This window comes from Pseudochelatococcus sp. B33 (genome assembly GCF_053570585.1).
In genome coordinates this window covers 243,849-266,041 of sequence record NZ_JBSEFH010000005.1, presented here as the reverse complement: position 1 = coordinate 266,041, position 22,193 = coordinate 243,849, and the positions used below count along the sequence as shown (strand labels likewise).

Below are 22,193 nucleotides of genomic sequence, written 5' to 3'. Positions count from 1 at the left end.
TGTACGGGTTATGGCGCGGAGGCGCCGCGGACGCGGATTGCCGCGCGATTGGTGTCGATGAAACTCAGCAGCTTTTCCGCATGTTCGGCGGTCGCCACGTCTTCCTGCTCGCGGGCGAGCGACAGCGCGCTGGCGATGAACTCCCGTGCCTCGTCCGGCTCCGCATTCCCCAGCAGGCACTCGCCCATGCGCAGGTAGCCCACCGCCGCCAGAGGCTCCAGCACGATGTAGGAGGCATAGAGCCGCCCGGCCTCGGCGTAGCGCTGTTCCATCTGCAGGGTGGCGGCCGCGGCGTAGACCGCGCGCACCTCCAGCGGATCGAGGAAGAGCACCAGCATCAGCTTGTCGCGGGCCCGGGCGAGCTGGCCGGCGCGGATGAGGTCACGCGCCTGCGAGAGCAGGGCGTCGATATGCTCCGGCCGCAGGTCGAGCGTGCTCGCGAGCGTCCGGCCGGCGCCGAGCTGCGCGGCCCATTCGCTGATCGCTTCCTGCGGATCGTCGATGCCGAAATGCTCCCGCAGATACGCCGCGATCACCGGGTTGACCGTTGTCCTGATCGTTTCGGCATCCTGCGGCGCGAGAGGCGCGCTATTGAGAAGCGACATCGCATGCTCCTTAGACTGATCGGCCGGATGGGACGGTTTCTGCCACATAGCCGGACGATACCGTCTTTTTCCCGGTTCATTTGTGCCGTAAATGACAGTAACGCTGGCGTCTCGATGAAATCTTGCCTCCGGCGCGGCGCATGGGACGGGCGGGGCCTCAGACGTTGCGGGCAATGGCCAGGATCGCCTCGCTCAGCCGGGACAGGGCGTTGGTGCCGGCTTCGAAATAGCGGTTTTTTTCCTTTTCGAACGCGCTGATGTCGTTCATCTGGATCTGGGATTCCTGATTGATCAGCGTCACGGCATCGGCAAGGCGGGTGCCGAACTGGGACCAGGCGCTCGCGCTCAGCTTGACGTATTCGCCCCAGTCGCTGTTGCCGCGGGTCGAATTCTCATAAAATATATCCACCGTGGGGCGGGTTATGCCGCGCAGGGCCTCAAGCGGGTGCTTGGGCTGCATGACCGCCCATTGCCTGCTGGGATCGGCAAAAAACCCCGCGTTTATGTTGTGAGTTTGAAACATGCTCGTGATGCCGAAGTATTCCCACATCCTTTGAGGATTGGGGTTGTTAATGGCGTGAACTTGGAATACGTCCCGTTGATAGTTGCCGTCGCCGCCACCCGATGCCCCCAGATAGTCGATTGAAGTACCGGTGCCCGCGAGCTCGGAGACTCTTTTCTGCATGTAGGCGTAAGTCTTCAGCAGCTCGTTCTGCTGCTTGACTTCCTCCGACTTGATATTGACTTGTGCTTCCATCTCGAGGTTGTAGTAAAGCTGAAACCGGACGAGCATTGTCGGCACGTCGAGCTTTCTGTTGCCGGCGGTTTCCGCTTGCAGGTTCGCGCGCGCCTCGGCCAGTTCGAGCAATCGCCTTTCCTGCGCCATGAAATTCGCGAAACCTGACTCGATCGCAGCGCCCTTGTCGAGGCTGACGACGTTGCTGTATCTGACGACGATGTGTCCCTGGTAATTCATCTGGAACACATCCGGCCCCACCTCCGCAGCAACGCTGCCATAGGCATAGGCCGTCTCGAAGCGCTTCAGGACGGCGGCCACTTCGTCGTCTATGGTTTTCTTGTGATAGATCGCCTGGTTGCTCAGCTTGTCTGCGATAAGCTGGAGCTGATCGAGAAAGACCTGCCTGTCGGTCTCCGAAAAATTGGTCAGTGGCCAATTCGGATAGAAGAGATTATCAACATCGAACGGGGGCACGGTGTGGCTGTAGATCGCGTTGTACGCATCCTGGAGGCTGGCGGGTATCGTCGTCACGAGGCCCAGTGTCGCGGCAAGCCCAGCGCCTCCCGCATATGTTTCCTGCGATGCTCCTTGGCCAATTGTCCCGCCCGTGAAGGCGGGCAGCGCGGAGATCAGCCGCTGCTCTTCCACTGTCAGCTTGGCGAAGGACCGCACATCCAGATGCTCCACGATGATCGGCTGGCCGGATTCGCCCAATATGATAGTGAGTTCGTGCGCATCCCTTGGCGTACGAAAGTAGAGCAGATTGGTAGCCGGTACGACGGCGCCGTGCATGTCGAGACCATGGATACCTAAACCGGCACTATTGCCTGCGTCCAGATCGGGCATGCCATATTGCCGCACCAACGCTTTCAGATCTTCCGACGACAAGGCGAGAATCTCGTCCTTTGTCAGGGACACGTCTTCCTGATCCTTCCCGTAGTCCTCCACTTTGACGAAGGCTGCACCCGCCTCTACGTAACTGAGCGTGGCCTTGCTCGGATCCGCGAAGTTGTAGATGCTGTTGCCGTCGGATGTGCGTTGCGCAACGACCGGCGTCCAGAAGTTCGTATAGGTGTCGCCTTTTTCATGTCTGAACGTGAGCGTGCCAAGCGCGGCCAGTTGCGCTTTCTCGTCTGCGTCCAGGCCCATGATCTTCGCCGCCATGTCCAGTGACGAGAAAGTGATGATCGCAGGCTCATTCCAGTATCCGGAACTCGTCGCCGGATAACTCGTCGTGGCCGTACTCATCGCGGCGGCCGCGGGCTCCATCGCCATCACTTCCAGGGCGGAGGTCTCCAGCACCAGCGGCGCGCTGACGGCAGCAGCCGCGCCGCCGGCCGGCGGCGGCGCCAGTGCGGCCACCTCCTGCGCCTCGGTCTCGTGATCGTTCGGCAGTTCCGGCATGGCAGGCTGGGAAGCGCCCGAGACGGTTGAAACGCTCATGACATTCTCCTGAATGATTTCAGAGTCTGAGTTTGACGCGGCCGGCGACTTTCTTCGCGCCGGGGACTTCCGGCTGCGCGGCGGACGCGGGAACCGGCTCCACATCCTCGGGGTGCGCCAGAACATGGGCCACCCGGTCGCACAGGCGGTCGATGTCCGCCGCCAGTTCCTGCATGTTCCGCGCGTAGAGCATGTCGTCGAAAATGCCCAGGATGACCGCATCGTCCCGCACGACCGGGGCTGCGCGGATCTCGCGCAGCCGGTCGGCGATCGCGGTCAGAAGGCCTTCCCAATCCTGCTCCGGCCGGCGATCGCGCTCGCCGAGCCATGCGTCGATCGCCGCGGCCGCAGCGGCCGCGTCGCCGTGCGGGGAGGCGCGCCCGTCAACGGGATCTGCGGATATGGAAGGAGCATTCGCGCTCATGCCGGCAATCCTCGCGGTTGGTCCGTCCCGTGGCCGGTGCGGGCCGCCGGCTGTCCGGCGGACATGGCCTGTTCATCCGGAGCATACAGAGCGCGCCCGCCGCCCCCTGTGCCGAACGTCACAAGAACATCGCTTGCGAAAAACGCTCCGGCTTCGGCGACGCGCGCCCGCGCGCGGGCGTGCCGTTCGGCACAGGGAGAAGCGGGATCGCATGCATAATGGCGGGATATGGTACCCGGGCACGGCTCCGCAGCACCGGACAGGCCCGGCTCGTTTCCAGCACAGGAGTGGCAGGCGATGGCGATATCCCCACTGGCCGGCAGGGGCGTGCACGATACCCGCATCGCCGGGGAGAACCTGTCCCCCACGAATGCCGTGGAGTCCTCCGCGCGGTCCGACTCCCGGTCGGTCGTACTGCTCACGGCCGACCTGAACCTGCCGGCGATGACCGCCAGCCGGCTCGGCATCAGCTCACCGGCCGCCGGCGGCGGCACGAGCGTGGACGTTGAATCGCTGCTGGCCGAACTGGAAAAACTGAAACTCGACAACGACAACACCAGAGCCCGCGCCTCGACCGCGCGCATGCGCGCGGCGGGTGGAGAGCTTCTGGAACTCGCCAATGGCGCGGCGCGTGTCAATACCGAAATCTCCGAGGCCCGCAGCAGCCTCGACGCCATGGAGAAAGAGCTCAAGGCCCTGGAAGGGGAGAAGAACTCGATCATCGACAGCATAAAAGCCGCCTTCAGTGCGGCGATAGACGGCGTCGTCTACGCGGCGAAGAAGGTCTGGGAAGGCATTGAGTGGCTCGGCAACAAGATCGCGGACGCCGCGAAATGGCTGGGCGACCAGATTCTCAACGGCTTGAAAAAAATCGGCAGCTTCTTCTCCGGCCTGTTCGGAGGCAAGAAGAGCTCCAAAACGGACGAGAAGGCCGTCGACGCAAAGAAAGCGGAAAAGCAGGAGCTGGAGACGCAGAAGAAGACGAAGGAACAGGAGTACAGGCAGCTGCAGGCGGAAAAAGCTGCGCTTGAGACCCAGAGAGACCAGCAGATATACAGCTCCACGGAAGGTATCAACAGAAGCATATCCGAACTCAAGCAATTGATCTCGGAAACCAAGACCAGAATATCTTCGCTGGAAAAAGAGTACGAGCGGCTCACGTCAGCTTATGAGGCCCTGGACAAGGAGACGGGCAACACCGTCCGCGAGCAGGTCAGCCGCCTGAAAAGCCAGATCCTTGCCGAGAGCTTTCTTTTTGCGCTGGACGATCTCGGCGACGACAAACTGCGCGAGAAGCGCGCCGAGAACGCGAAAGCCGCCGGCGACCCGGAAGAAACGACATCGGCGGAGGCCCCGGACGGCGCGCTCGATCAATCGGCGCAATTGCAAGGCCAGATGCTCGCCTTCTCCGTCGTCTCGGTCGTCCGGGCCCTGTCCTTCCTCGCGACCGAAGCCGCCGCAGAACCGCAGTCGAGCCGCGCCAGGCTCTCAATATGACGCGCGGCGCTGTTCCGGCGAGCCGCGACGCCGTTGCAAAGTCCGAACGTGCCGTTCGGCACAGGGAGAAGCGGGGTCGCATGCATAATGGCGGGGCATGGAGCCGCAACGCCCGACGAGCTTCGTTTCATTTCCGATGCAGGAGAGCCGTGTCATGTCGACTTCCCCGATTGCCGGTGGCGCATCCTCCCCTCTGATCAATCCCGAGGATCCGTTCGATGCCGGCGCCCAGACGTCGACCCCGTCGGGGACGTCGTCATCGTCCTACCTCGATCTCGGCTTCCTGCAGGTCACGGGGAGCCCGCTCGGCATCGCCGGCCCCGCCGCCGCCGGCGGCGACACCTCCGTCCTCGTGGCCGAGGTGCTGGCCGAGAACGAGAAGCTGCGCCTCGAGAACGCAAACGCCAAGAACGTCTCCCTGAGCGGACGCATACAGACGGCCATCGCCGGGAACGCGGCAGCGGCGGCGCAACTGGCCCGGCTGGAAGCCGAAGTCGTCGCCATCGAGAACGGCAGGAACGATGTGGAGACACAGCGCGAGAACCTGCTGACGAGCCGCGACGCCAAGCAGAGCGCGCTCAACACGGTGAACGCCCAGATCAGCGCCAAGCAGGGCCTGATCAACGCGCAGAACACGCTCATCCAGCAGATCGACGCCGCTCTGGCCGCGCTCGACGACGAGGAGGGGGCGGACGTCACCGCCAGAGAGGCCCTGCAAACCCAGATCGATAGGCTCGGCGCACGCCTCGTGCAGCTTGAGGCCGGGCTCACAGGGCTGGAGGCGGCGGCGGCGCCGGACGCGCAGCAATCGCTGCAGGCCATCGCCGATGCGGTCGACGGTTCGCTGATGCAGCTTCACGCCGACCTCGCCACCCTGGGCGGCGGCGACGCGGCCGTCCGCGCCGGACTGGAGGCGCAGATCGGCCTGCTCTCGGCGCTGAGCCCTGAGCTGCGGACGGTGCTGGACGATCTGGCGCCCGATGCGGAGGCCGGCGCCGCCCGGACGCTGGAAGGCTTCTCCGAAGCGCTCGGAAAGGCCATCGCCGCGCTGGAGGAGGACATCGGGGACCTTTCGTCCTCCGAGACGGCCGACGCGCCCGAGACGAAAGGCAGCATCGCGGCTCTGCAATCGCAGATCGCCGCGCTCGGCGCGCTCGCCGAGCAGGTCGACGCCCGGAGAGATGCGCTGGCCGACTCCGGGGAGGGGGATGAGCCCCCCGCCGACCCCGGCGCGGCCGAGGGACTGCGCATCGTCCCCAACCTGCTCTTCGGCATTACGTCGAGCATCGAGGGGCAGATTGCGGCTTCCGCCCGGCGGGAGCACGGCGCGGACCGGTCTCTGGAACGGTCGATCGACAACCTGAACGCCGCCATCGCCGCGCTCGAGACGGAAAGGGACGGGCTGGACGAGGAGGCGACGCAGGCGGACATCGCTGCCTATGCCGCCGACATCGCCGCGCTGCACGACCTCGTGGCGCTGCTCCAGGCCGACAGGGCCGCCCTGCCGGACACGACGGGCCTCCCCGCCGACGAGGCGTTTCAGGCCGAGATCGACGCGCTGACGGCCGTGTCCGACAATCTGTCGCAGGTACTCAGAGACAACGAAGCCTCCGGCCGGATCGACGATATCGTCGCCTCCAACGTAGCCCAGCTCATCGCCGCATCGGTGACGCAGCTCACCCAGGACGTGCGGGATCTGGAGGATGCGGTGCTTCTCGCCGAGCGGGAGGGCACGCTGACCGGACGCTCCGCGACGGTCAGCGCCCTGAACGGCCTCATCGCACCGCTCAACAGCCAGGTGGCCGCCTTCACGGACGGTTCGGCGGCAGCAGCGCGGGCGGAGCTCGCGGGGCAGATCGCCGCGCTGGCGGACGATATCGCCTTCCTGCAATCGCAGCTCGACGCGCTCGACCCGGAAGACGACGCCGCCGCCAGGACTTTGCTGGAGAGCCAGCGGGCTTCCGCCATCGCCCTGAAGAACAGCGCCACGGCGGAGCTGAACACGCTCAACGGGCAGAAGCCGCCGATCGAGGCGCAGATCGGCAGCCTCAACAGCCAGATCAACGCGCTGGACCAGGCCATCGCCCAGTACAATGCCCAGATCGCCGTCAAGAACGGCGAGTTCGATGCGATCCTGAGGGAGAATCCGCAGGCGACGGTCAGCGCGGAGGAAGCGGCGCAGGCGCAACGTCTGGTCAAAGTCGCGACATTGTTCGCGTCGCTGGTCGAGTCCATCCTCGACGATCTGGCCGCGGAACTGGACAGGAACCGGCGCGCCGCCGCCCGCCCGGTGCTCTGGGCGCTGGCGCCCGAGGAACGCCTGGCGCAAAATCAGGAAGGCGAGGTCAAGCGCGTGCCGTCGGGATACGGGAAAGTCAAGTCGCAGGACGACGCCCGGCGCGAGGCCGAGCGGCTGGCCCTTCCCGTCGTCGCCGTCTACGAGGCGCTGAACCAGCTCAAGGCCGGCATGCCGGACCAGCCGGAGCCCAAGCGGCGCAAGCTCGCGCTCTAGATTTTTGATTTTGCGCAGCTTTGTCGACGAAAAATGGTATCCACTTTCGTCGGTAAAGCTGGGGGTCAGGGCCTCTTGCGCGGCCGGGCCTCCCTTTGCTTGGCCTCGTCGTCCATCAGCTCGTACCACATCGCGTTCAGCACAGCGAAGGCGGCGGCGAGCGGCAATCCGAGAATCCAGGCGAAATACCACATGATCGTCTCCTTTCCGGTGCGCCATCAGTAGGCGTGGCCGCCGCCCTCGACCTGGTCGGACGTGACCTTGCCGCGCAGGATGCTGTAGACCCACGAGGTGTAGGCGATGATGATCGGCAGGAAGATCAGCGACACCGCCAGCATGATGAACAGCGTCAGGTGGCTCGACGAGGTGTCCCAGACCGTCAGGCTGGCGTTCGGCTGTTCGCTCGAGGGCAGGATGATCGGGAACATCGACACGCCGACGGTCGCGATGATGCCGAACACCGTGACCATGCCGCCGACGAGCGCCAGGATCTCGCGTTTCGAGCCGATCAGCGCCAGCACGATCAGCGGGCCGAGGAAGCCGAGAGCGGGCGCAATCAGCGTCCACGGATGGGCGGCGTAGTTGGCGAACCACCCATGCGGCGCGCGCGCCACCTCCTTCAGCAGCGGATTGGACGGTCCCGCCCGGTCAACGGCGCTGGTGACGACGTAGCCGTCGACGAGGAGCCAGATGCCCACGCCGCCGAGCGCGAACAGGACGATGGTGGCGAGCGCCGCAAGCCGGCCGTAGCGCACGGAGCGCTCGCGCACCACGCCTTCCGTCTTCAGCGCCAGCCATGTCGCCCCGTGCATGGTCAGCATCGCCACCGAGACGAGTCCGCACAGCAGGGCGAAGGGGTTGAGCAGGCCGAAGAACGTGCCGTCATAGAAGATGCGCAGGTCGTTGTCGATGCGGAAGGGCACGCCCTGGAGGGTGTTGCCGATGGCGACGCCGAAGATCAGCGCCGGAATGAAGCCGCCGAGGAACAGGCCCCAGTCCCACGCCGAACGCCACGCCGCACTGTCGCGCTTGCTGCGGTACTTGAAGCCGACCGGCCGCAGGATGAGCGCGAACAGGATGGCGAACATCGCGAGGTAAAAGCCCGAGAACGACACCGCGTAGAGCTGCGGCCACGCCGCGAAGATCGCGCCCCCGCCCAGAATGAGCCAGACCTGATTGCCTTCCCACACCGGGCCGACCGTGTTGATGACGACGCGCCGCTCCACGTCCGTCCGCCCCACGGCGGGCAGCAGGATGGCGGTTCCGAGATCGAAGCCGTCCATGGCCGCGAAACCGATCAGGATGACGCCGAGCAGCAGCCACCAGATGAGGCGCAGCGTCGGATAGTCGATGAGTTCGTGCAGGATCATCTTGGTTACTCCGCGGCGACGGCTTGAGCGGAAACGGCTTGGGCGGGGGCGGCCGGCGCGGGGTGGTGCTCCCCGTCCTCCGGCCCCCTGCGGATGGCGCGCAGCATAAGGCCCATCTCGACGATGAACAGCACCGTATAGATGAGCGCGAAGCCCGCGATGGTGATGAGCAGCGTCCCGATGCCGAGGTCCGAGACCGCGACCGCGGTCGGCAGGATGCCCTCGATCGACCACGGCTGGCGGCCGACCTCGGCGACGATCCAGCCGAGTTCGGCCGCGATCCACGGCAGCGGGATCGACCCCACGGCGACCCGCAGCAGCCAGCGCCTGCGGTCGAGCCGGCGCGTCGCCGACAGCAGGAAGAACGTCGCGGTCAGCAGGATGAAGTAGAAGCCGAGCCCGACCATGATGCGGAACGACCAGAACATGGTCGGCACATTCGGTACCGTATCCCAGGCAGCCATGGCGATCTGCGCCTCGTCCGCGAGGCGCGGATCGTCGACGTAGCGCTTCAGCAACAGCGCGTAGCCGAGCCAGCGGCCGTTGTCCTCGAAGGCGGTCCGCAGGTCGTCGGGGATCGCCTCGCCGCGCGGCAGGGCGCGAATGCGCTGCAGGGCGTCATAGGCGACGATGCCGCGGCGGATGTTGCCGTTGGTGTTCTCCACGAGCTCGGTGATGCCCGGGATCTGGGTGTCGAGCGAGCGGGTGGCGATAAGGCCCATCACCATCGGGATATGGATGGCGAAATGGGTCTCGCGCGTTTTCTGATCGGGAAAGCCGAACAGGGTGAAGCCGGCGGGCGCGGGTTCCGTCTCCCACATCGCCTCCATGGCGGCGAGCTTCATCTTCTGGTGCTCGTTGGCGAGATAGCCGCTCTCGTCGCCGAGAACCACCACCGACAGCGCAGACGCCAGGCCGAAGGAGGCCGCGACCGTCATCGACCGCTTGGCGAGTTCCGGCACCCGGCCCTTCAGCAGATACCACGCCGAGACGCCGAGCACGAAGATGGAAGCGGTCACGTAGCCGGCGGAGACGGTATGGACGAACTTGGCCTGCGCCACGGAATTGAACAGGACCTCGTAGAAGCTGTCGATCTCCATGCGCATGGTCTCGACGTTGAACACCGCCCCGACGGGGTTCTGCATCCAGCCGTTGGCGATCAGGATCCACAGCGCCGAAAAGTTCGACCCGATCGCGACCGCCCATGTGGCGGCGAGATGGCCGAGCTTCGACATCCTGTCCCAGCCGAAGAAGAACAGGCCGACGAAGGTCGCCTCCAGGAAGAAGGCCATCAGGCCCTCGATGGCGAGAGGCGCGCCGAAGATATCGCCGACATAATGGCTGTAGTAGCTCCAGTTCATGCCGAACTGGAACTCCATCACGATGCCGGTCGCGACGCCCATCACGAAATTGATGCCGAACAGCGTGCCCCAGAACTGCGTCATCTGCCGCCAGATGGGGCGGCCCGTCATGACATAGACCGTCTCCATGATGGCGAGCAGCACGGAGAGCCCCAGCGTCAGCGGCACGAACAGAAAATGGTAGAGCGCCGTGAGCGCGAACTGGAAGCGCGAGAGCGATACGATATCGAGTTCCATATTCCCGTGCCGGCGAGCCGGCCTCCTCTGCATCCGCCCTGGCCGGGCAGGTTGAAATCAATCGGGCCGCAAGCGCCCGAGCAGCGCGCCGAATGCCGGCGTGTCGCGATGCGCCTCGGCAATGACGCGCCCGCGCGCGATGGCGACGATACGGTCCGCCGCTTGCGCCTCGCGCCGCAGATGGGTGGCGATCACGAGGCTGCGCCCCGTCTCGCGGGCCGCGCGATGGAGCCGCGCCAGCACGTCGCGAGCGGTGGCGGCGTCGAGCCCTTCGCTCGCCTCGTCCACGAGCCACAGGGGCGTGGGGCGCAGCAGCAGCCGCGCCAGCGTCAGCCGCCGCGCCTGCCCGCCCGACAGGCCCGCACCGCCCTCGCCGAGCGGCGTGTCGAGCCCCCGGGGGAGCGCGCGGATATCGGCGGCGAGGCCCGCGACGGTGAGCGCCCGCCACAGGGCGTCGTCGTCGGCATCGGGCGCGGCGAGGCGCAGGTTGTCACGCACGCTGTCCTGAAACAGTTCGGCGCGCTGTGTCAGCAGGGCATGATGACGCGCGGCGACACGCCCCGACCGGGCAGCGACCTCGCCCGCGATCAGCGCCAGCAGCGTCGACTTGCCGGCGCCGCTCGCGCCGACGAGCGCCACCACCTCGCCGTCCGTCACATGCAGCGTCACGCCGTCGAGGACGGGACGGTCCGCCCCGTCATGAAACACGGACGCATCGTCGACGGCCACCGACAGACCGGCCGGGGGACGCTCGCACGGCGTCACTTGCCTTTCCTGGCGCGCATCGAGCCGTCCGCCGAGGCGGAGCGCCGAGAGCAGTGTGCGCCCGAGTTCCAGCGCCCCGCGGCGCAGGGCGGCGAACGGCTCCAGCGCCGCGAAGGAGACAAGCAGCATGAAGGCCGCGACCGGCGCCCCGATCGTCCCCGCCTCCACCAGCGCGGCAGCGGCCACCAGCATCCCCGCGAGGATCGCCGCTGACGTGGCGCCCAGTGCTGCCCCGGCAGCGGCATCGAGCCGGTTCAGCCGGTCGTCGGCATCGGCGAGCCTTCGCTCGGCGCGGCCGATATGCGCGATCTGCGCCTCGACGCGCCCGGCCATCGTGAGCTCGATCTGGCCGGCGGAGAGGTCGATCGTGCGGGCGCGCAGCGCCTCCAGCGCATGCGAGCGGCGGCGTGCGCTCCTCTCGCCGGCGCTGGCCAAGGCAAGCGGCACACCGGCGCCGGCGAGCAACAGCACGGCAACGAGCGCGACGCCCGCCGCCGGGTGGGCGAGCCCCACCGCGAGCCCCGCCAGCAGTGCGGTGACGAGCGCGGCGGCGAGCGGCACGATCAGCCGCAGATAGAGCGAATCGAGCGCGTCGACATCGCCCGTCAGCCGGAACAGCAGCAGCGCCGGCCGGCCCAGAAGGCGGCGCGCCTCCCCTGCCCGCGCGAAGCCGCGAAACAGCCTTTCGCGCAATGCGGCGAGGATGGACAGCGTGGCGTCATGGGTCGCGAGCCGCTCGCCGTAGCGCGCGGCAGTGCGCGCCAGCGCCAGGAAGCGGATGCCCGCCGCCGGCGCGAAGACATCGAACATCAGCGCGGTGACGGTCGAGAGCCCGGCGATGGCGGTCGCGGTGATGAACCAGCCGGACAGGCCGAGCAGCGCGACGCCGGCGAGCACCGTCGCCGCCGCCAGAGCCAGACCGGCGAGCAGCAAAGCGCGCCGGCGCCCGCCGTCCGCCGCCACGAACAGGCCCAGCACCGGGCGCAGATGGCGCAGTCCGCGTGGCGTCATCCCTGCCTCCCCGCCGGCAATGTCACTCCCCTGTCCAATGTTACTATCCTGTCCATGTCAGCCATGAGAACGGGGTCATGGGTGGCGACGATCAGCGTCCGGCCTTGCGCGATCCGCAACAGGCCGGCGCGGACTTGCGCCGCCGTCTCCGGATCGAGATGGGCCGTGGGCTCGTCGGCCAGGATGATGTCCGCGCGCGGATCGGCCGCCGCCCGCGCCAGCGCCAGCCGCAGGGCCTCGCCGCCGGAAAGGCCGGCGCCGCCCTCACCCACCGGCGCGCCCGGCCGCCTGCGGCGGACCACCTCGGCAAGCGCCGCCTGCCCGATGGCAGAGTCGATCTCGGCCCTGCCGATGCCGGGGCGGCCAAGCGCCACGTTGCTGTCCATGGAGCCGGCAAAGAGATGCGGCTTCTGGCCGACCCAGGCCATGCGGGCGCGAAGCCGCGCCGCCGTCTCGTCGGTGAGTGCCACGCCGCCGACGACGATCCCCCCGGCATCGGCCGCCACGAGGCCGGCGATGAGCGCGAGCAGGGTCGACTTGCCGCTGCCGCTCGCGCCCGTGATCGCGATCTTCTCACCCGCGCCGACATGCAACGACAGGCCGTCGATGGCCGGGCGCTCTCCACCATAGCCGAACACGAGCCGCTCGACCGCCACCGCGGGCGGGTGTGCGACCGTTTCATGAGCCGGCGCAATCCCGCACGGCAGCGGCAGTTCTGCCGGCTGCGACAGCCGGTCGAGCGCGTCGAGGGCGGCGACGCCCGCCGCCCGGTCGTGCCAGACGGCGGCGAGTTCGCGCAAGGGTTCGAAGAACGCCGGCGCGAGCAGCAGGATGAACAATCCCTCGGTCAGCGTCAGCTTGCCGCCCCACGCCCCGAAGGGCAGGGAGCCGAGAAAGTGAAAGCCGACATAGACTGCGACCATCGCCACGCCGAGCGCCGAGAACAGCTCCAGCACCGCGGACGACAGGAAGGCGACCCGCAGCACTGCCATGGTGCGCGTGCGCAGCCGTTCGGCCGACGCCCGCAGGCGCGTCGCCGTCGCGTCCACCGCATCCATGGCGCGGATGGTGGCAAGGCCGCGCAGGCGGTCGAGCAGGAAAGCGTTCATGCCGCCGATCTCCAGCATCTGCGCCTCGCTGGCCTCCCTGGCCTTCAGGCCGATCAGCGCCATGAACAGCGGAATGAGCGGCGCGGCGAGGAGCAGGATGAGCGCCGCGACCCACGAGAACGGCAGCACGGCGGCCAGAATCGCGAGCGGCACGACCGTCGCCTTGCCCCGCGCCGGACGATAGCGCGACAGGTAGGGCAGCACCGCGTCCGCCTGCTCGGCGATGACGCTCGCGGCTTCGCCCGAAGCGGGGCGCCCGCGATCGAACGGCGACCGGCGGGCGAGCGCCTGCACGCCGGCGGCGCGCAGGCGCGACAGGTCGTCCCGCGCGTGACGAAAGGCGAGCCGCCCTCCCCTGGCGTCGAGCCCGGCGCGCAGCAATCCCAGCAGCAGCAGGGCAACGGCCAGCGGCAGGATGGCGCGAGCACCCGCGCCGCCGGCAAGCGCGCCGACGGCCCAGGCCAGACAGGCCGCCTGCGGAATCCAGCAGAGCGCAGCCAGCGTCTGCAGGATCGCCCCCGCCTGCAAGGGGCGCCCCCCCGGCTGCGCGGAAGCGGACGTGCGCGACGACCCGGCCGGGCGCGCCGGCACGGACACGGGCCGCGACGCGCCCGCGCCGCGAAGCCGCGCCGATACGGTGTCGTCCGAAACCGAATTTCCCATCACCGCGCTACCCGTCGCAGTTGCGCCCATCGCTGCGTAGCGGCCGACGCCGCATCCGCATTCCGGCGGCGACGGGCACGCCAAGTTTCAATTAAGCCGAATTTCAATCACTATGTGCAATTTTCAATCATTCTGAAAAATACGGTATGGCCGTCGATGGCGGCGAAACGTCACACGACAGTTGGCGTTGAAAGCGCAAACGATTATGGTGCGCTCACTGCGAACCGGGATTCAGCCGCGCGGGGCCATTCACCCGCCGGGCCAATCCTGCCGCGAACTGAAGCGAGACAACGCATCCCCGCGCCGGCGGCCCGCCGCCCGGCAGCGATGGTGCCATGACAGGACGCGTTCTGGCGAAGGATTCAACGATGGCCGCGAGCACCATTCCCCATTTCCACAACACGCCCGGCGTGCGCGTCGTCCATATCGGCTCGCGCGAGTTCATGTGCATCGGCGCGCTGCCGCCCTTCGATCACCCGCACATCTACATCGATCTGGGCGACGATACGGAAACCGTGTGCAGCTACTGCTCGACGCTCTACCGTTTCGACCCGTCGCTCGCGGCAGGCACGTGCCTGCCGGCGGAATGTCTATGGGACGACCACGCGAGCGAACCGGTCGCGGCAGCCCCCTCCGCCGCCTGAATTCATCCCCTCGAACCGGGAACGTTCGATGAGCGACGCATCTGAACCCGTCGTCGTTGCCGGCGCCGGGATCGGCGGGCTGACCGTCGCGCTGATGCTGGCGCGGCGGGGCATACCGGTCACCGTGATCGAGAAGCGTACGGCGCTGGTGGAAGCCGGCGCGGGTATCCAGCTGTCGCCCAACGCCAGCCGCATTCTGATCGGGCTCGGGCTCGGCGCCGCCCTGAACCGGCGCGCGGTGGAGCCGGAACAGCTCCTGATCCGCAGCCTGCGGGACGGCCGGGCGCTGGGCAGCATGCCGCTGGGGCGGGCGATCCGGGAGCGGCACGGCGCGCCCTACTGGGTCATCATGCGCGCCGATCTGCACGGGGTGCTGCTCGACGCCGTGCGGTCCGAGCCGAAGGTGCAATTGCTCGTCGGGCGCGGCGTCACCGGCGTGACCGACGGCGAGGACCACGCCGACGTCGCCTTCGAGGCCGGGGACGGCGCACGGCAGACGGTGCGCACGCCGCTTCTCGTCGGCGCCGATGGCGTGTGGTCGACGCTGCGCTCCGTCATCGGCGACGGCGACCCGCCGCGCTTCCGCAATTTCGAGGCCTGGCGCTGCGTCGTGCCGGCCCGGATGGTGCCCGGAGCGCTGGCCGCCAGACAATCGGAGCTGTGGCTCGGCTCCGGCGCGCATATCGTGCATTATCCCGTCGCCGGCGCGGAGGCCTGGAACATCGTCGTCATCGTGAGTGCCAAAAGCGCGGTCGACGGATGGGGCATGCCGATGGAGCGCGACCGGCTCGACGCGCTCGTCGCCTCCCTCGCTGCGCCGGGGCTCGCCGACCTTCGCGCCCTGCTGCTCGCGGGCGAGAACTGGCGGCTGTGGTCGCTCCACGACGCGTTGCCGGCCGTGCGCTGGAGCCTGCGCCACGCCACGCTGCTCGGCGACGCGGCCCACCCGGTGCTGCCCTTCCTGGCACAGGGCGGCGCGCTCGCCATCGAGGACGCGGCCGTGCTGGTGAAGGCGCTCGCCACTCATCCCGGCGATACGCCCGCCGCGCTCGCGGCCTATGAGGAGGAGCGTTATCCGCGCGTGCGCCGGGTGATGGAGGAATCGCGCGCCAACAGCCGCTCATTCCACTTCTCCGGTGTCATCGGGCTCATCCGCGACATGCTGCTGCACCGCTGGAGCGGCGAGCGCTTCAGCGCCCGCTACGACTGGCTCTACGGCTGGCAGGCGGAGTAAGCGCTGCCATCATCGCTACAGTTGTTGAGCGGCGAACGCGTCGCAGCTCGCCACCTTGCCCGACTGGAAGCCGCGCATGAACCAGCGCATACGCTGGTCCGAGGTGCCGTGGGTGAAGGAATCGGGCACCACCCGCCCCTGCGAAGCCTGCTGCAGCCGGTCGTCGCCGATGGCCGAGGCCGCATTCAGCGCTGCCTCGATGTCGCCCGGCTCGAGCGCGTTCCAGCCGGTGTTGCTGTGATAGGCCCACACGCCGGCGAAGCAATCCGCCATCAGCTCGACGCGCACCGACAGCCGGTTCGCCTCCGCCCGCGACGAGGCGCGCTGCTGGGCCTGCTGCACCTTGGGCAGGATGCCGAGCAGGTTCTGGACATGATGCCCGACCTCGTGGGCGATCACATAGGCATAGGCGAAATCGCCCCCGGCATCAAAGCGCGTGCGCATCTCGTTGAAAAAGGCGACGTCGAGATAGACCTTCTGATCCAGCGGACAATAGAACGGCCCCATGGCCGACTGCGCCGCGCCGCAGCCCGAGCCCGTGCCGCCGGTGTACATCACGAGGCCGGGCTCGCGGTAGTCCGTGCCGGCCTGCTGGGGCAGCACCTTGCTCCAGACATCCTCGGTATTGCCGAGCACGGCCGCGACGAACTGCCCGCTCTGGTCGGTCGGCGTGCCGGTCCGGCCCTGCTCCTCGGCGACGTAGCCGGAGCCCGACCCCGTCAGCATCTCCGCGCCACCGATCAGCAGGCGCGGATCGATGCCGAGCGCCCAGCCGACGATGCCGAGAATCACGATCGCGCCGAGGCCGAGCCCGCCGCGTCCGCCGCCGCCTCCCGGCAGGCGCAGGCCGCCGCCGCGCCTGTCCTCGACATTGCCCGACCGGCGAAAATTGTCCCACCGCATGCCGTCCTCCCGTCGCATTCACAGTTCCGTGGCGCCGTTGGCCGCTCCCAACGGACGCCGCCGCCGAATGCTTCATCTATAACGCTCGGCGGACCAACGCGAGATCATAATCGTTCCCGGCCGCGATCGCACGGGCAGGGCCGGAACCGTGGCCAGACTTGACGTGCCGGCGCCGTTCGTGGCACAAGGTCGCCGATTGCCGGGTTAGCTCAGCTGGTAGAGCAACCGCCTTGAATTGACGAGTGCCCCGGAAGAAATTCCGGGCGTAGAACTGCCCAAATTCGGGGAAAGCTAAAGCCCGTCCCGCCCGGGATAGGCCACGCCAATCCCGAGCCAAGCCCCGCTCCGCGCGGGGAAGGTGTAGAGACTAGACGGGCAGCGCCTAAGGCTTTCGCGGGACGCAAGTCCCGCCGGCTATGGCGAAGGGATAGTCCAGCCCACGAACGCAAACGGCGGCGAAAGCCCGAGCGGCGGCGAAAGCCGAGGTGGGATGGTAAGCGGTAGGTCGTTGGTTCGATCCCGACACTCGGCACCATATTCTCCAGCGGCGCCCGGCGCGGTATGAACAGGCAGCATGGCGGGATCGTGATACAAAGGTGCGGAATGATTCGCCTCGGCAACAGCCCGAAACCGCCCGCAGCAGTCACCGGATAGACAAGCCACCATGACAACCGGCATCCGTTCCATCGCATCCGCGAACGCGACCGCTTTCGGCGGCGCGCGCTATGCCGTCGCGCCGATGCTGGACTGGACCGATCGCCATTGCCGCGTGTTTCACCGGCTGCTGTCGCGCCGCGTCGAACTCTATACCGAGATGGTCACCACCGGCGCGATCCTGTTCGGCGAGCGCGCGAAGTTCCTCGATTTCTCGCCCGCCGAACACCCCGTGACCGTGCAGCTCGGCGGATCCAGCTCGGACGATCTGGCGAAGGCCGCCCGCATCTGCGCCGACTGGGGCTATGACGCGATCAATCTCAACGTCGGCTGCCCGTCGGACCGGGTGCAGAACGGGCGCTTCGGCGCCTGCCTGATGCGCGAGCCTGCGCTCGTCGGCGATTGCGTGGCGGCGATGAAGGCCGTGGTCCGCATTCCCGTCACCGTCAAATGCCGCATCGGCGTCGACGATCAGGACAGCGAGGAGGCGCTCGACGCGCTGGCGCAGGCCGTCGTCGGGGCCGGTGTGGACGGGCTCGTCGTCCACGCCCGCAAGGCGTGGCTGAAGGGCCTGAGCCCGAAGGAGAACCGCGACATCCCGCCGCTCGACTACGGCCGCGTCCATCGGCTGAAGCAGGCACGCCCCGCGCTGCCGATCATGCTCAACGGCGGTTTGGCCTCGCTGGAAGCGGCGGAAGAGGCCATCGCGGGCACCAATGGCCTGCTCGCAGGAATACCCCTCGCAGGAATGTCCCTTGATGGCGCGATGATCGGGCGCGCCGCCTACCAGAACCCGGAAATCCTGCTCGGCGTCGATCCGCTCACCACCGGAGAGGCCCCGCCGGTGGCCGATGGCTTCGCCGCGCTCGATGCCTATATTCCGTATGTCGAAGGCGCATTGCGGCGCGGCGTGCGGCTGCACCAGCTCACCCGCCCGTTGCTGGGGCTGTTCCCCGGCCGGCGCGGGGCGCGGCTCTTCCGCCGCCACCTCTCCACCGAGGCCGTGCACCGCGATGCCGGCATCGCGGTGCTGAGGAACGCCATCGCCCACCTCGAACGCGACAGCGAGCGCGAACTTTCCGATACCCCGCCCTTGCGGAGGGCCTCATGACCGACAAAGCCCAGATATTCCTCATCGCCCCTCCCATCACCGATGTCGCAGCCGCGCTCGAGCGGCTTGGCGCCGCCTGCGCCACGGGGGACGTCGCCGCGATTGTGCTGTCCTTCGCCACCAGCGACGAACGCGAGCAGATCAGGCAGTTGAAGGCCATCGCGCCGGCGTTGCAAAAGGCCGGCACGGCCGTGCTCGTCGCGGCTTCCCCGTCGGTGGCGGCCAGGGGCGGCGCGGACGGCGTCCATGTTGCCGCGCGGGGAGAGGCGGTCGACGAGGCCGTCGATGCCCTGAAGCCCGAGCGCATCGTCGGCGTCGGCGGCCTGCACACCCGCCACGAGGCCATGACGATCGGTGAAGCCGACATCGACTATCTGCTGTTCGGAGAGCCGTTTCCCGACGGTGGCCTGCCCGACTTCGAGACCACGCTGGAGCGCGTGGGCTGGTGGGCGGAGATTTTCGCCGTCCCTTGTGTCGGTTTCGCGCCCGATCTCGACAGCGTCGGCGCCATCGCCGCGACGGGGGCGGAGTTCGTCGGCCTGGGACACGCCGTCTGGTCGCATGCCGACGGACCGGCGGCGGCGATCGCGCAGGCGCGCGCGATCATCGACACGACCGACGTCGGCGACGACGAGCCGGAGAGTCGCAGCCCATGAGCCGGCAAATCTTGCCCCGGAGGCCGGAGCGGCCGGCGTTCATCCGCACGGCGCTCATGGGCGCGGCGCTGGCCGCGTTCGGCCTTCCGCCGGAGACGGCGCCGGCCCAGCAGGGAGACGGCGCAGGAGCGCCGCCGCTCACCATTCCGTATACGGGCGGCTTCGGCATCAACGGATCCGGCTCGTCGAAGAACCGTTCGCCGCTGGAAACCGTCCCGCGCCCGGACCCGGGCTTCCTCCCCTCCCCGGTCAACCAGCCCGCCAACGCGGCCGCTGTGCCGACCCTGCCCGACTATCGGGCGGACTACGCTTTCGCCGATTACCAGCGCGGCTTCTACAAGGCCGCGTTGCAGGGTGCGCTGCTGCGCGTCGGCCGCAATCCGCAAGACGGTGCCGCCATGACCCTGCTGGCGGAGATCTACGCGCATGGGCTCGGCGTGGCGAGCGATCCGGCCAAAGCGCGAAGCTGGTACGAGAGCGCCGCCGCGCAGAACGACGCCAACGCCCTGTTCGCCCTCGCCATGCTCGTGCTGGAAGACGGCGCCGCCGCAGCCGAGCCCGAGAAGTCGCGCAAGCACGGCGAGGCGCTCGCGCTGCTGCAGAGAGCGGTGGATCGCGGCCACCCGCTCGCGGCCTACAATCTAGCGGTGGCGCTCATCGGCGAGCGCCAGCAGGCGGATCTCGCGCGCGCCATCGACCTGCTGCGCCAAGCCGCCGAACGCGAGGTGCCGGACGCGCAATACGCGCTCGCCGTGCTGCTGCGCGAGGGACGGGGCGTGGCACCGGACGCCGCCGCAGCCGCACAGTGGATGGCGCGCGCCGCCGCCAACGGCTATCTCGACGCCCAGGTGGAACTCGCCATCATGCTGTTCAACGGCACCGGCATCGAGGCGAGCGAGGGAAGGGCCGCGCGCCTTTTCTCCGTCGCCGCGGCGCGCGGCAACGCCATCGCCCAGAACCGCCTGGCGCGCATCCAGGCGGCGGGCCGGGGCCTGCCGCGCGACCTCGTCAGCGCCGCCGCGTGGCACCTGATGGCATCGAGGCAGGGCCGCGCCGACCCCTGGCTCGACTCCGCGCTGAAAAGCCTCTCGCCCGATGAGCGCGGGCGTGCGGAGGCGCTCGCCCGCGAGCGCACCGAGGACATCAACTTCGGCCTGGAGCCATGACGGCCCTTGACGATCGCTGCCCGCGAAGGCAGATAACATCCTTCACCAGATCTCGCATCCCGCCGGTGGCGGGTTTGTTCTTTGCACGATCCGTCAGTCCGGCGCCGGTGCTTTTCCGGCCCGTCATAAAGGCGCGCCCATCATGATCCGCTCTCCCATCATCACCGTCATGACCGACGCCGTCATGAAGGCGGCCCGCTCGCTCAAGCGCGATTTCGGCGAGCTCGAAGCCCTGCAGGTGTCGCTGAAGGGGCCGGGCGACTTCGTCTCCGCCGCCGACCAGAAGGCCGAGAAGGTGCTGCGCGAGATACTGGAGAAGGCGCGCCCCGGCTACGGCTTCGTGCTGGAGGAAGGCGGCGTCGTGGAAGGCACCGACACCACCCACCGCTGGCACGTCGACCCGCTCGACGGCACCACCAACTTCCTGCACGGCATCCCGCACTTCGCGGTGTCGGTCGGGCTGGAGCGGCAGGGACAGATCGTCGCGGGCGTCATCTACGACCCGATCAAGGACGAGCTGTTCGTGGCCGAAAAGGGCGCCGGCGCCTATCTCAACAACCGCCGCATCCGTGTTTCCGCCCGGCGCGACCTCGCCAGCGCCGTTATCGCGACCGGCATTCCGCACATGGGCAAGAGCGGCCACGCGACATTCATCAGGGAACTCGCCGGCGTCATGGTGCGCGCGGCCGGCGTGCGCCGCATGGGAGCGGCGGCGCTCGACATCGCCTATGTCGCCTGCGGCCGCTACGACGCCTATTGGGAGCGCGGCCTCAACAGCTGGGACATCGCCGCCGGCCTCGTCCTGCTGCGCGAGGCGGGCGGCTTCATCGCCGACGCCGACGGCGGCGAGGACGTGCTGGGCAAGGGCTCCATCGTCTGCGGCAACGAGGCGGTGCAGCGCGATCTGCTCGGCCTGCTGCGCGGCGCGCGCGAGGCCCGCTGATCCGACGGACGCGGCAGGCCAAATACGATGGTCGGGGGCCGATAGTCATTGCCGTTTCGCCGATTTGACCTTAGCCTTCATGGCGATCAGCACAGCATGCCGAGGCTTTGATGATGAGGTTTGGATCGAAACAATGACGCTTGCCACCCCCAAACTGTCCGCGCCGCGCCTCTACCTCATCCGCGCGGCGGTTTTTCTGGTGCTGATCGGTTTTCTCGTGCTGGTGCTGCAACGGCGCATCGTCGAGGCGTTCATGGCCAATCCGGGGCTGAACGGGCTGATCGTCGGGGTATTGCTGGTCGGCATCGTCCTGGCGCTGCGGGAAATCTGGCAGCTGTTCCGCGAGGTCAACTGGGTCAACGCCTCGCATCTGACCGGCGAGGGCCTGGCCATCGCGCCGCCGCCAGTGCTGCTCGCGCCCATGGCCGCCATCTTCGGCGACCGGCTGGAACGCGCCTCGGCCTCGGCACTGACCGTGCGCGCGCTGCTCGATTCGCTCGCGGCACGGCTCGACGAGAGCCGTGACATCGGCCGCTACCTGGCCGGGCTTCTGGTGTTCCTCGGGCTGCTCGGCACGTTCTGGGGCCTTCTGGAGACGGTCAGCTCCATCGGCAACGTCATCGGCACGCTGCGCACCGACGGCGATTCGTCGGTGATGTTCGACGATCTCAAGACCGGCCTCGCCGCGCCGCTGTCCGGCATGGGCATCTCGTTCTCGTCGTCGTTGTTCGGGCTCGCAGGCTCGCTGGTCCTCGGCTTTCTCGATCTCCAGACCGGACAGGCGCAGAACCGTTTCTACACCGAGCTCGAGGATCTGCTCGCTCATACCGTCACCGACACGCCGACGCTCACGCCGCCCGCGGGCGCGCCCGTCCGGGATATCGCCGCCGCCCATGCGCCCGGCACGGCCGAGATCACCCACGCTCTCGACAAGCTCTCGGCCCTGGTGAGCGAGAACCAGAGCAACCGTGCCGCGACCCAGGCGCTCGCCAATCTCGCCGAAGGCATCCAGTCGCTGGTCGCGCACATGCGCAGCGAGCAGCAGCTCATCCGCGACTGGGTGGAGGCGCAGGCGGGACAGCAGGAGGAGATCCGGCGGGTGCTCGAACGCCTCACCGCCCCCCCTGCCCCACGGATTGACTGACC

General features: G+C 68.1%; 18 protein-coding genes. 9 read left to right on the top strand and 9 right to left on the bottom strand.

Going from position 1 to position 22,193, the window contains the following annotated elements; translation table 11 throughout:
* Positions 1-8: 8 nt before the first annotated feature.
* The 3 genes from ACUSIJ_RS07570 to ACUSIJ_RS07560 all read right to left on the bottom strand — a co-directional run bounded on the left by ACUSIJ_RS07570 (position 9) and on the right by ACUSIJ_RS07560 (position 3,211).
* A complete protein-coding gene (locus tag ACUSIJ_RS07570) occupies positions 9-605 on the bottom strand; it encodes a hypothetical protein (protein WP_449307769.1) in 597 nt (198 codons plus the stop codon).
* A 157-nt stretch (positions 606-762) separates the two neighbouring features.
* Positions 763-2,787: a hypothetical protein gene (locus ACUSIJ_RS07565; protein ID WP_449307768.1), complete on the bottom strand. Its 2,025-nt coding sequence runs from the start codon at positions 2,785-2,787 to the stop codon at positions 763-765.
* Positions 2,788-2,806: 19 nt separating this feature from the next.
* The gene (locus ACUSIJ_RS07560; RefSeq protein WP_449307767.1) at positions 2,807-3,211 is read right to left on the bottom strand and encodes a hypothetical protein; all 405 of its coding nucleotides are present in this window, start codon (positions 3,209-3,211) and stop codon (positions 2,807-2,809) included.
* A 327-nt stretch (positions 3,212-3,538) separates the two neighbouring features.
* Between ACUSIJ_RS07560 and ACUSIJ_RS07555 the strand changes: the two genes are divergently transcribed.
* Complete coding sequence (locus tag ACUSIJ_RS07555; RefSeq protein ID WP_449307766.1) at positions 3,539-4,708, top strand: hypothetical protein; 1,170 nt, start codon at positions 3,539-3,541, stop codon at positions 4,706-4,708.
* A 154-nt stretch (positions 4,709-4,862) separates the two neighbouring features.
* Complete coding sequence (locus ACUSIJ_RS07550; RefSeq protein WP_449307765.1) at positions 4,863-7,220, top strand: hypothetical protein; 2,358 nt, start codon at positions 4,863-4,865, stop codon at positions 7,218-7,220.
* A gap of 65 nt (positions 7,221-7,285) precedes the next feature.
* Here the strand turns inward: ACUSIJ_RS07550 and cydX are convergent, their stop codons facing one another.
* Genes cydX through cydD form a run of 5 tightly spaced genes read right to left on the bottom strand, consistent with a single transcriptional unit; the run spans position 7,286 to position 13,736 of the window.
* On the bottom strand, positions 7,286-7,414 hold the full coding sequence (gene cydX / locus ACUSIJ_RS07545; protein ID WP_449307764.1) for a cytochrome bd-I oxidase subunit CydX: 129 nt from the start codon (positions 7,412-7,414) through the stop codon (positions 7,286-7,288).
* A 24-nt stretch (positions 7,415-7,438) separates the two neighbouring features.
* Complete coding sequence (gene cydB, locus ACUSIJ_RS07540; RefSeq protein WP_449307763.1) at positions 7,439-8,590, bottom strand: cytochrome d ubiquinol oxidase subunit II; 1,152 nt, start codon at positions 8,588-8,590, stop codon at positions 7,439-7,441.
* Between the two features lie 5 nt (positions 8,591-8,595).
* Positions 8,596-10,188 carry a cytochrome ubiquinol oxidase subunit I gene (locus ACUSIJ_RS07535; protein ID WP_449307762.1) on the bottom strand — a complete coding sequence of 531 codons (1,593 nt, stop codon included), beginning with the start codon at positions 10,186-10,188 and terminating at the stop codon, positions 8,596-8,598.
* A gap of 57 nt (positions 10,189-10,245) precedes the next feature.
* Positions 10,246-11,964 (bottom strand): thiol reductant ABC exporter subunit CydC, encoded by a 1,719-nt coding sequence (gene cydC, locus ACUSIJ_RS07530; protein ID WP_449307761.1) that lies wholly within the window; start codon positions 11,962-11,964, stop codon positions 10,246-10,248.
* Positions 11,961-13,736, bottom strand: coding sequence for a thiol reductant ABC exporter subunit CydD (cydD, locus tag ACUSIJ_RS07525; RefSeq protein ID WP_449307760.1), 1,776 nt, complete (start codon positions 13,734-13,736; stop codon positions 11,961-11,963). The genes cydC and cydD overlap by 4 nt, the downstream gene beginning before the upstream one ends.
* A 368-nt stretch (positions 13,737-14,104) precedes the next feature.
* On the opposite strand from cydD, the gene ACUSIJ_RS07520 reads away from it, so the two are divergent.
* Both ACUSIJ_RS07520 and ACUSIJ_RS07515 read left to right on the top strand, forming a co-directional pair.
* Positions 14,105-14,380 (top strand): zinc-finger domain-containing protein, encoded by a 276-nt coding sequence (locus ACUSIJ_RS07520; RefSeq protein WP_449307812.1) that lies wholly within the window; start codon positions 14,105-14,107, stop codon positions 14,378-14,380.
* Positions 14,381-14,408: 28 nt separating this feature from the next.
* Positions 14,409-15,614 carry an FAD-dependent monooxygenase gene (locus ACUSIJ_RS07515; RefSeq protein WP_449307759.1) on the top strand — a complete coding sequence of 402 codons (1,206 nt, stop codon included), beginning with the start codon at positions 14,409-14,411 and terminating at the stop codon, positions 15,612-15,614.
* A 15-nt stretch (positions 15,615-15,629) separates the two neighbouring features.
* Here ACUSIJ_RS07515 and ypfJ read toward each other — a convergent pair whose 3' ends face one another.
* Positions 15,630-16,517 carry a KPN_02809 family neutral zinc metallopeptidase gene (gene ypfJ, locus ACUSIJ_RS07510; RefSeq protein WP_449307811.1) on the bottom strand — a complete coding sequence of 296 codons (888 nt, stop codon included), beginning with the start codon at positions 16,515-16,517 and terminating at the stop codon, positions 15,630-15,632.
* A 664-nt stretch (positions 16,518-17,181) separates the two neighbouring features.
* Here ypfJ and dusA point away from each other — a divergent pair.
* The 5 genes from dusA (at position 17,182) to ACUSIJ_RS07485 (ending at position 22,191) form a co-directional block, all read left to right on the top strand.
* Complete coding sequence (gene dusA / locus ACUSIJ_RS07505; protein WP_449307758.1) at positions 17,182-18,282, top strand: tRNA dihydrouridine(20/20a) synthase DusA; 1,101 nt, start codon at positions 17,182-17,184, stop codon at positions 18,280-18,282.
* Positions 18,279-18,938 (top strand): thiamine phosphate synthase, encoded by a 660-nt coding sequence (locus ACUSIJ_RS07500; protein WP_449307757.1) that lies wholly within the window; start codon positions 18,279-18,281, stop codon positions 18,936-18,938. The genes dusA and ACUSIJ_RS07500 overlap by 4 nt, the downstream gene beginning before the upstream one ends.
* Positions 18,935-20,104, top strand: coding sequence for a tetratricopeptide repeat protein (locus ACUSIJ_RS07495; RefSeq protein WP_449307756.1), 1,170 nt, complete (start codon positions 18,935-18,937; stop codon positions 20,102-20,104). The genes ACUSIJ_RS07500 and ACUSIJ_RS07495 overlap by 4 nt, the downstream gene beginning before the upstream one ends.
* A 142-nt stretch (positions 20,105-20,246) precedes the next feature.
* Entirely contained in the window at positions 20,247-21,047 is an 801-nt protein-coding gene (locus tag ACUSIJ_RS07490) for an inositol monophosphatase family protein (RefSeq protein ID WP_449307755.1), read from the top strand.
* Between the two features lie 133 nt (positions 21,048-21,180).
* Positions 21,181-22,191 (top strand): flagellar motor protein MotA, encoded by a 1,011-nt coding sequence (locus ACUSIJ_RS07485; protein WP_449307754.1) that lies wholly within the window; start codon positions 21,181-21,183, stop codon positions 22,189-22,191.
* Positions 22,192-22,193 lie beyond the last annotated feature (2 nt).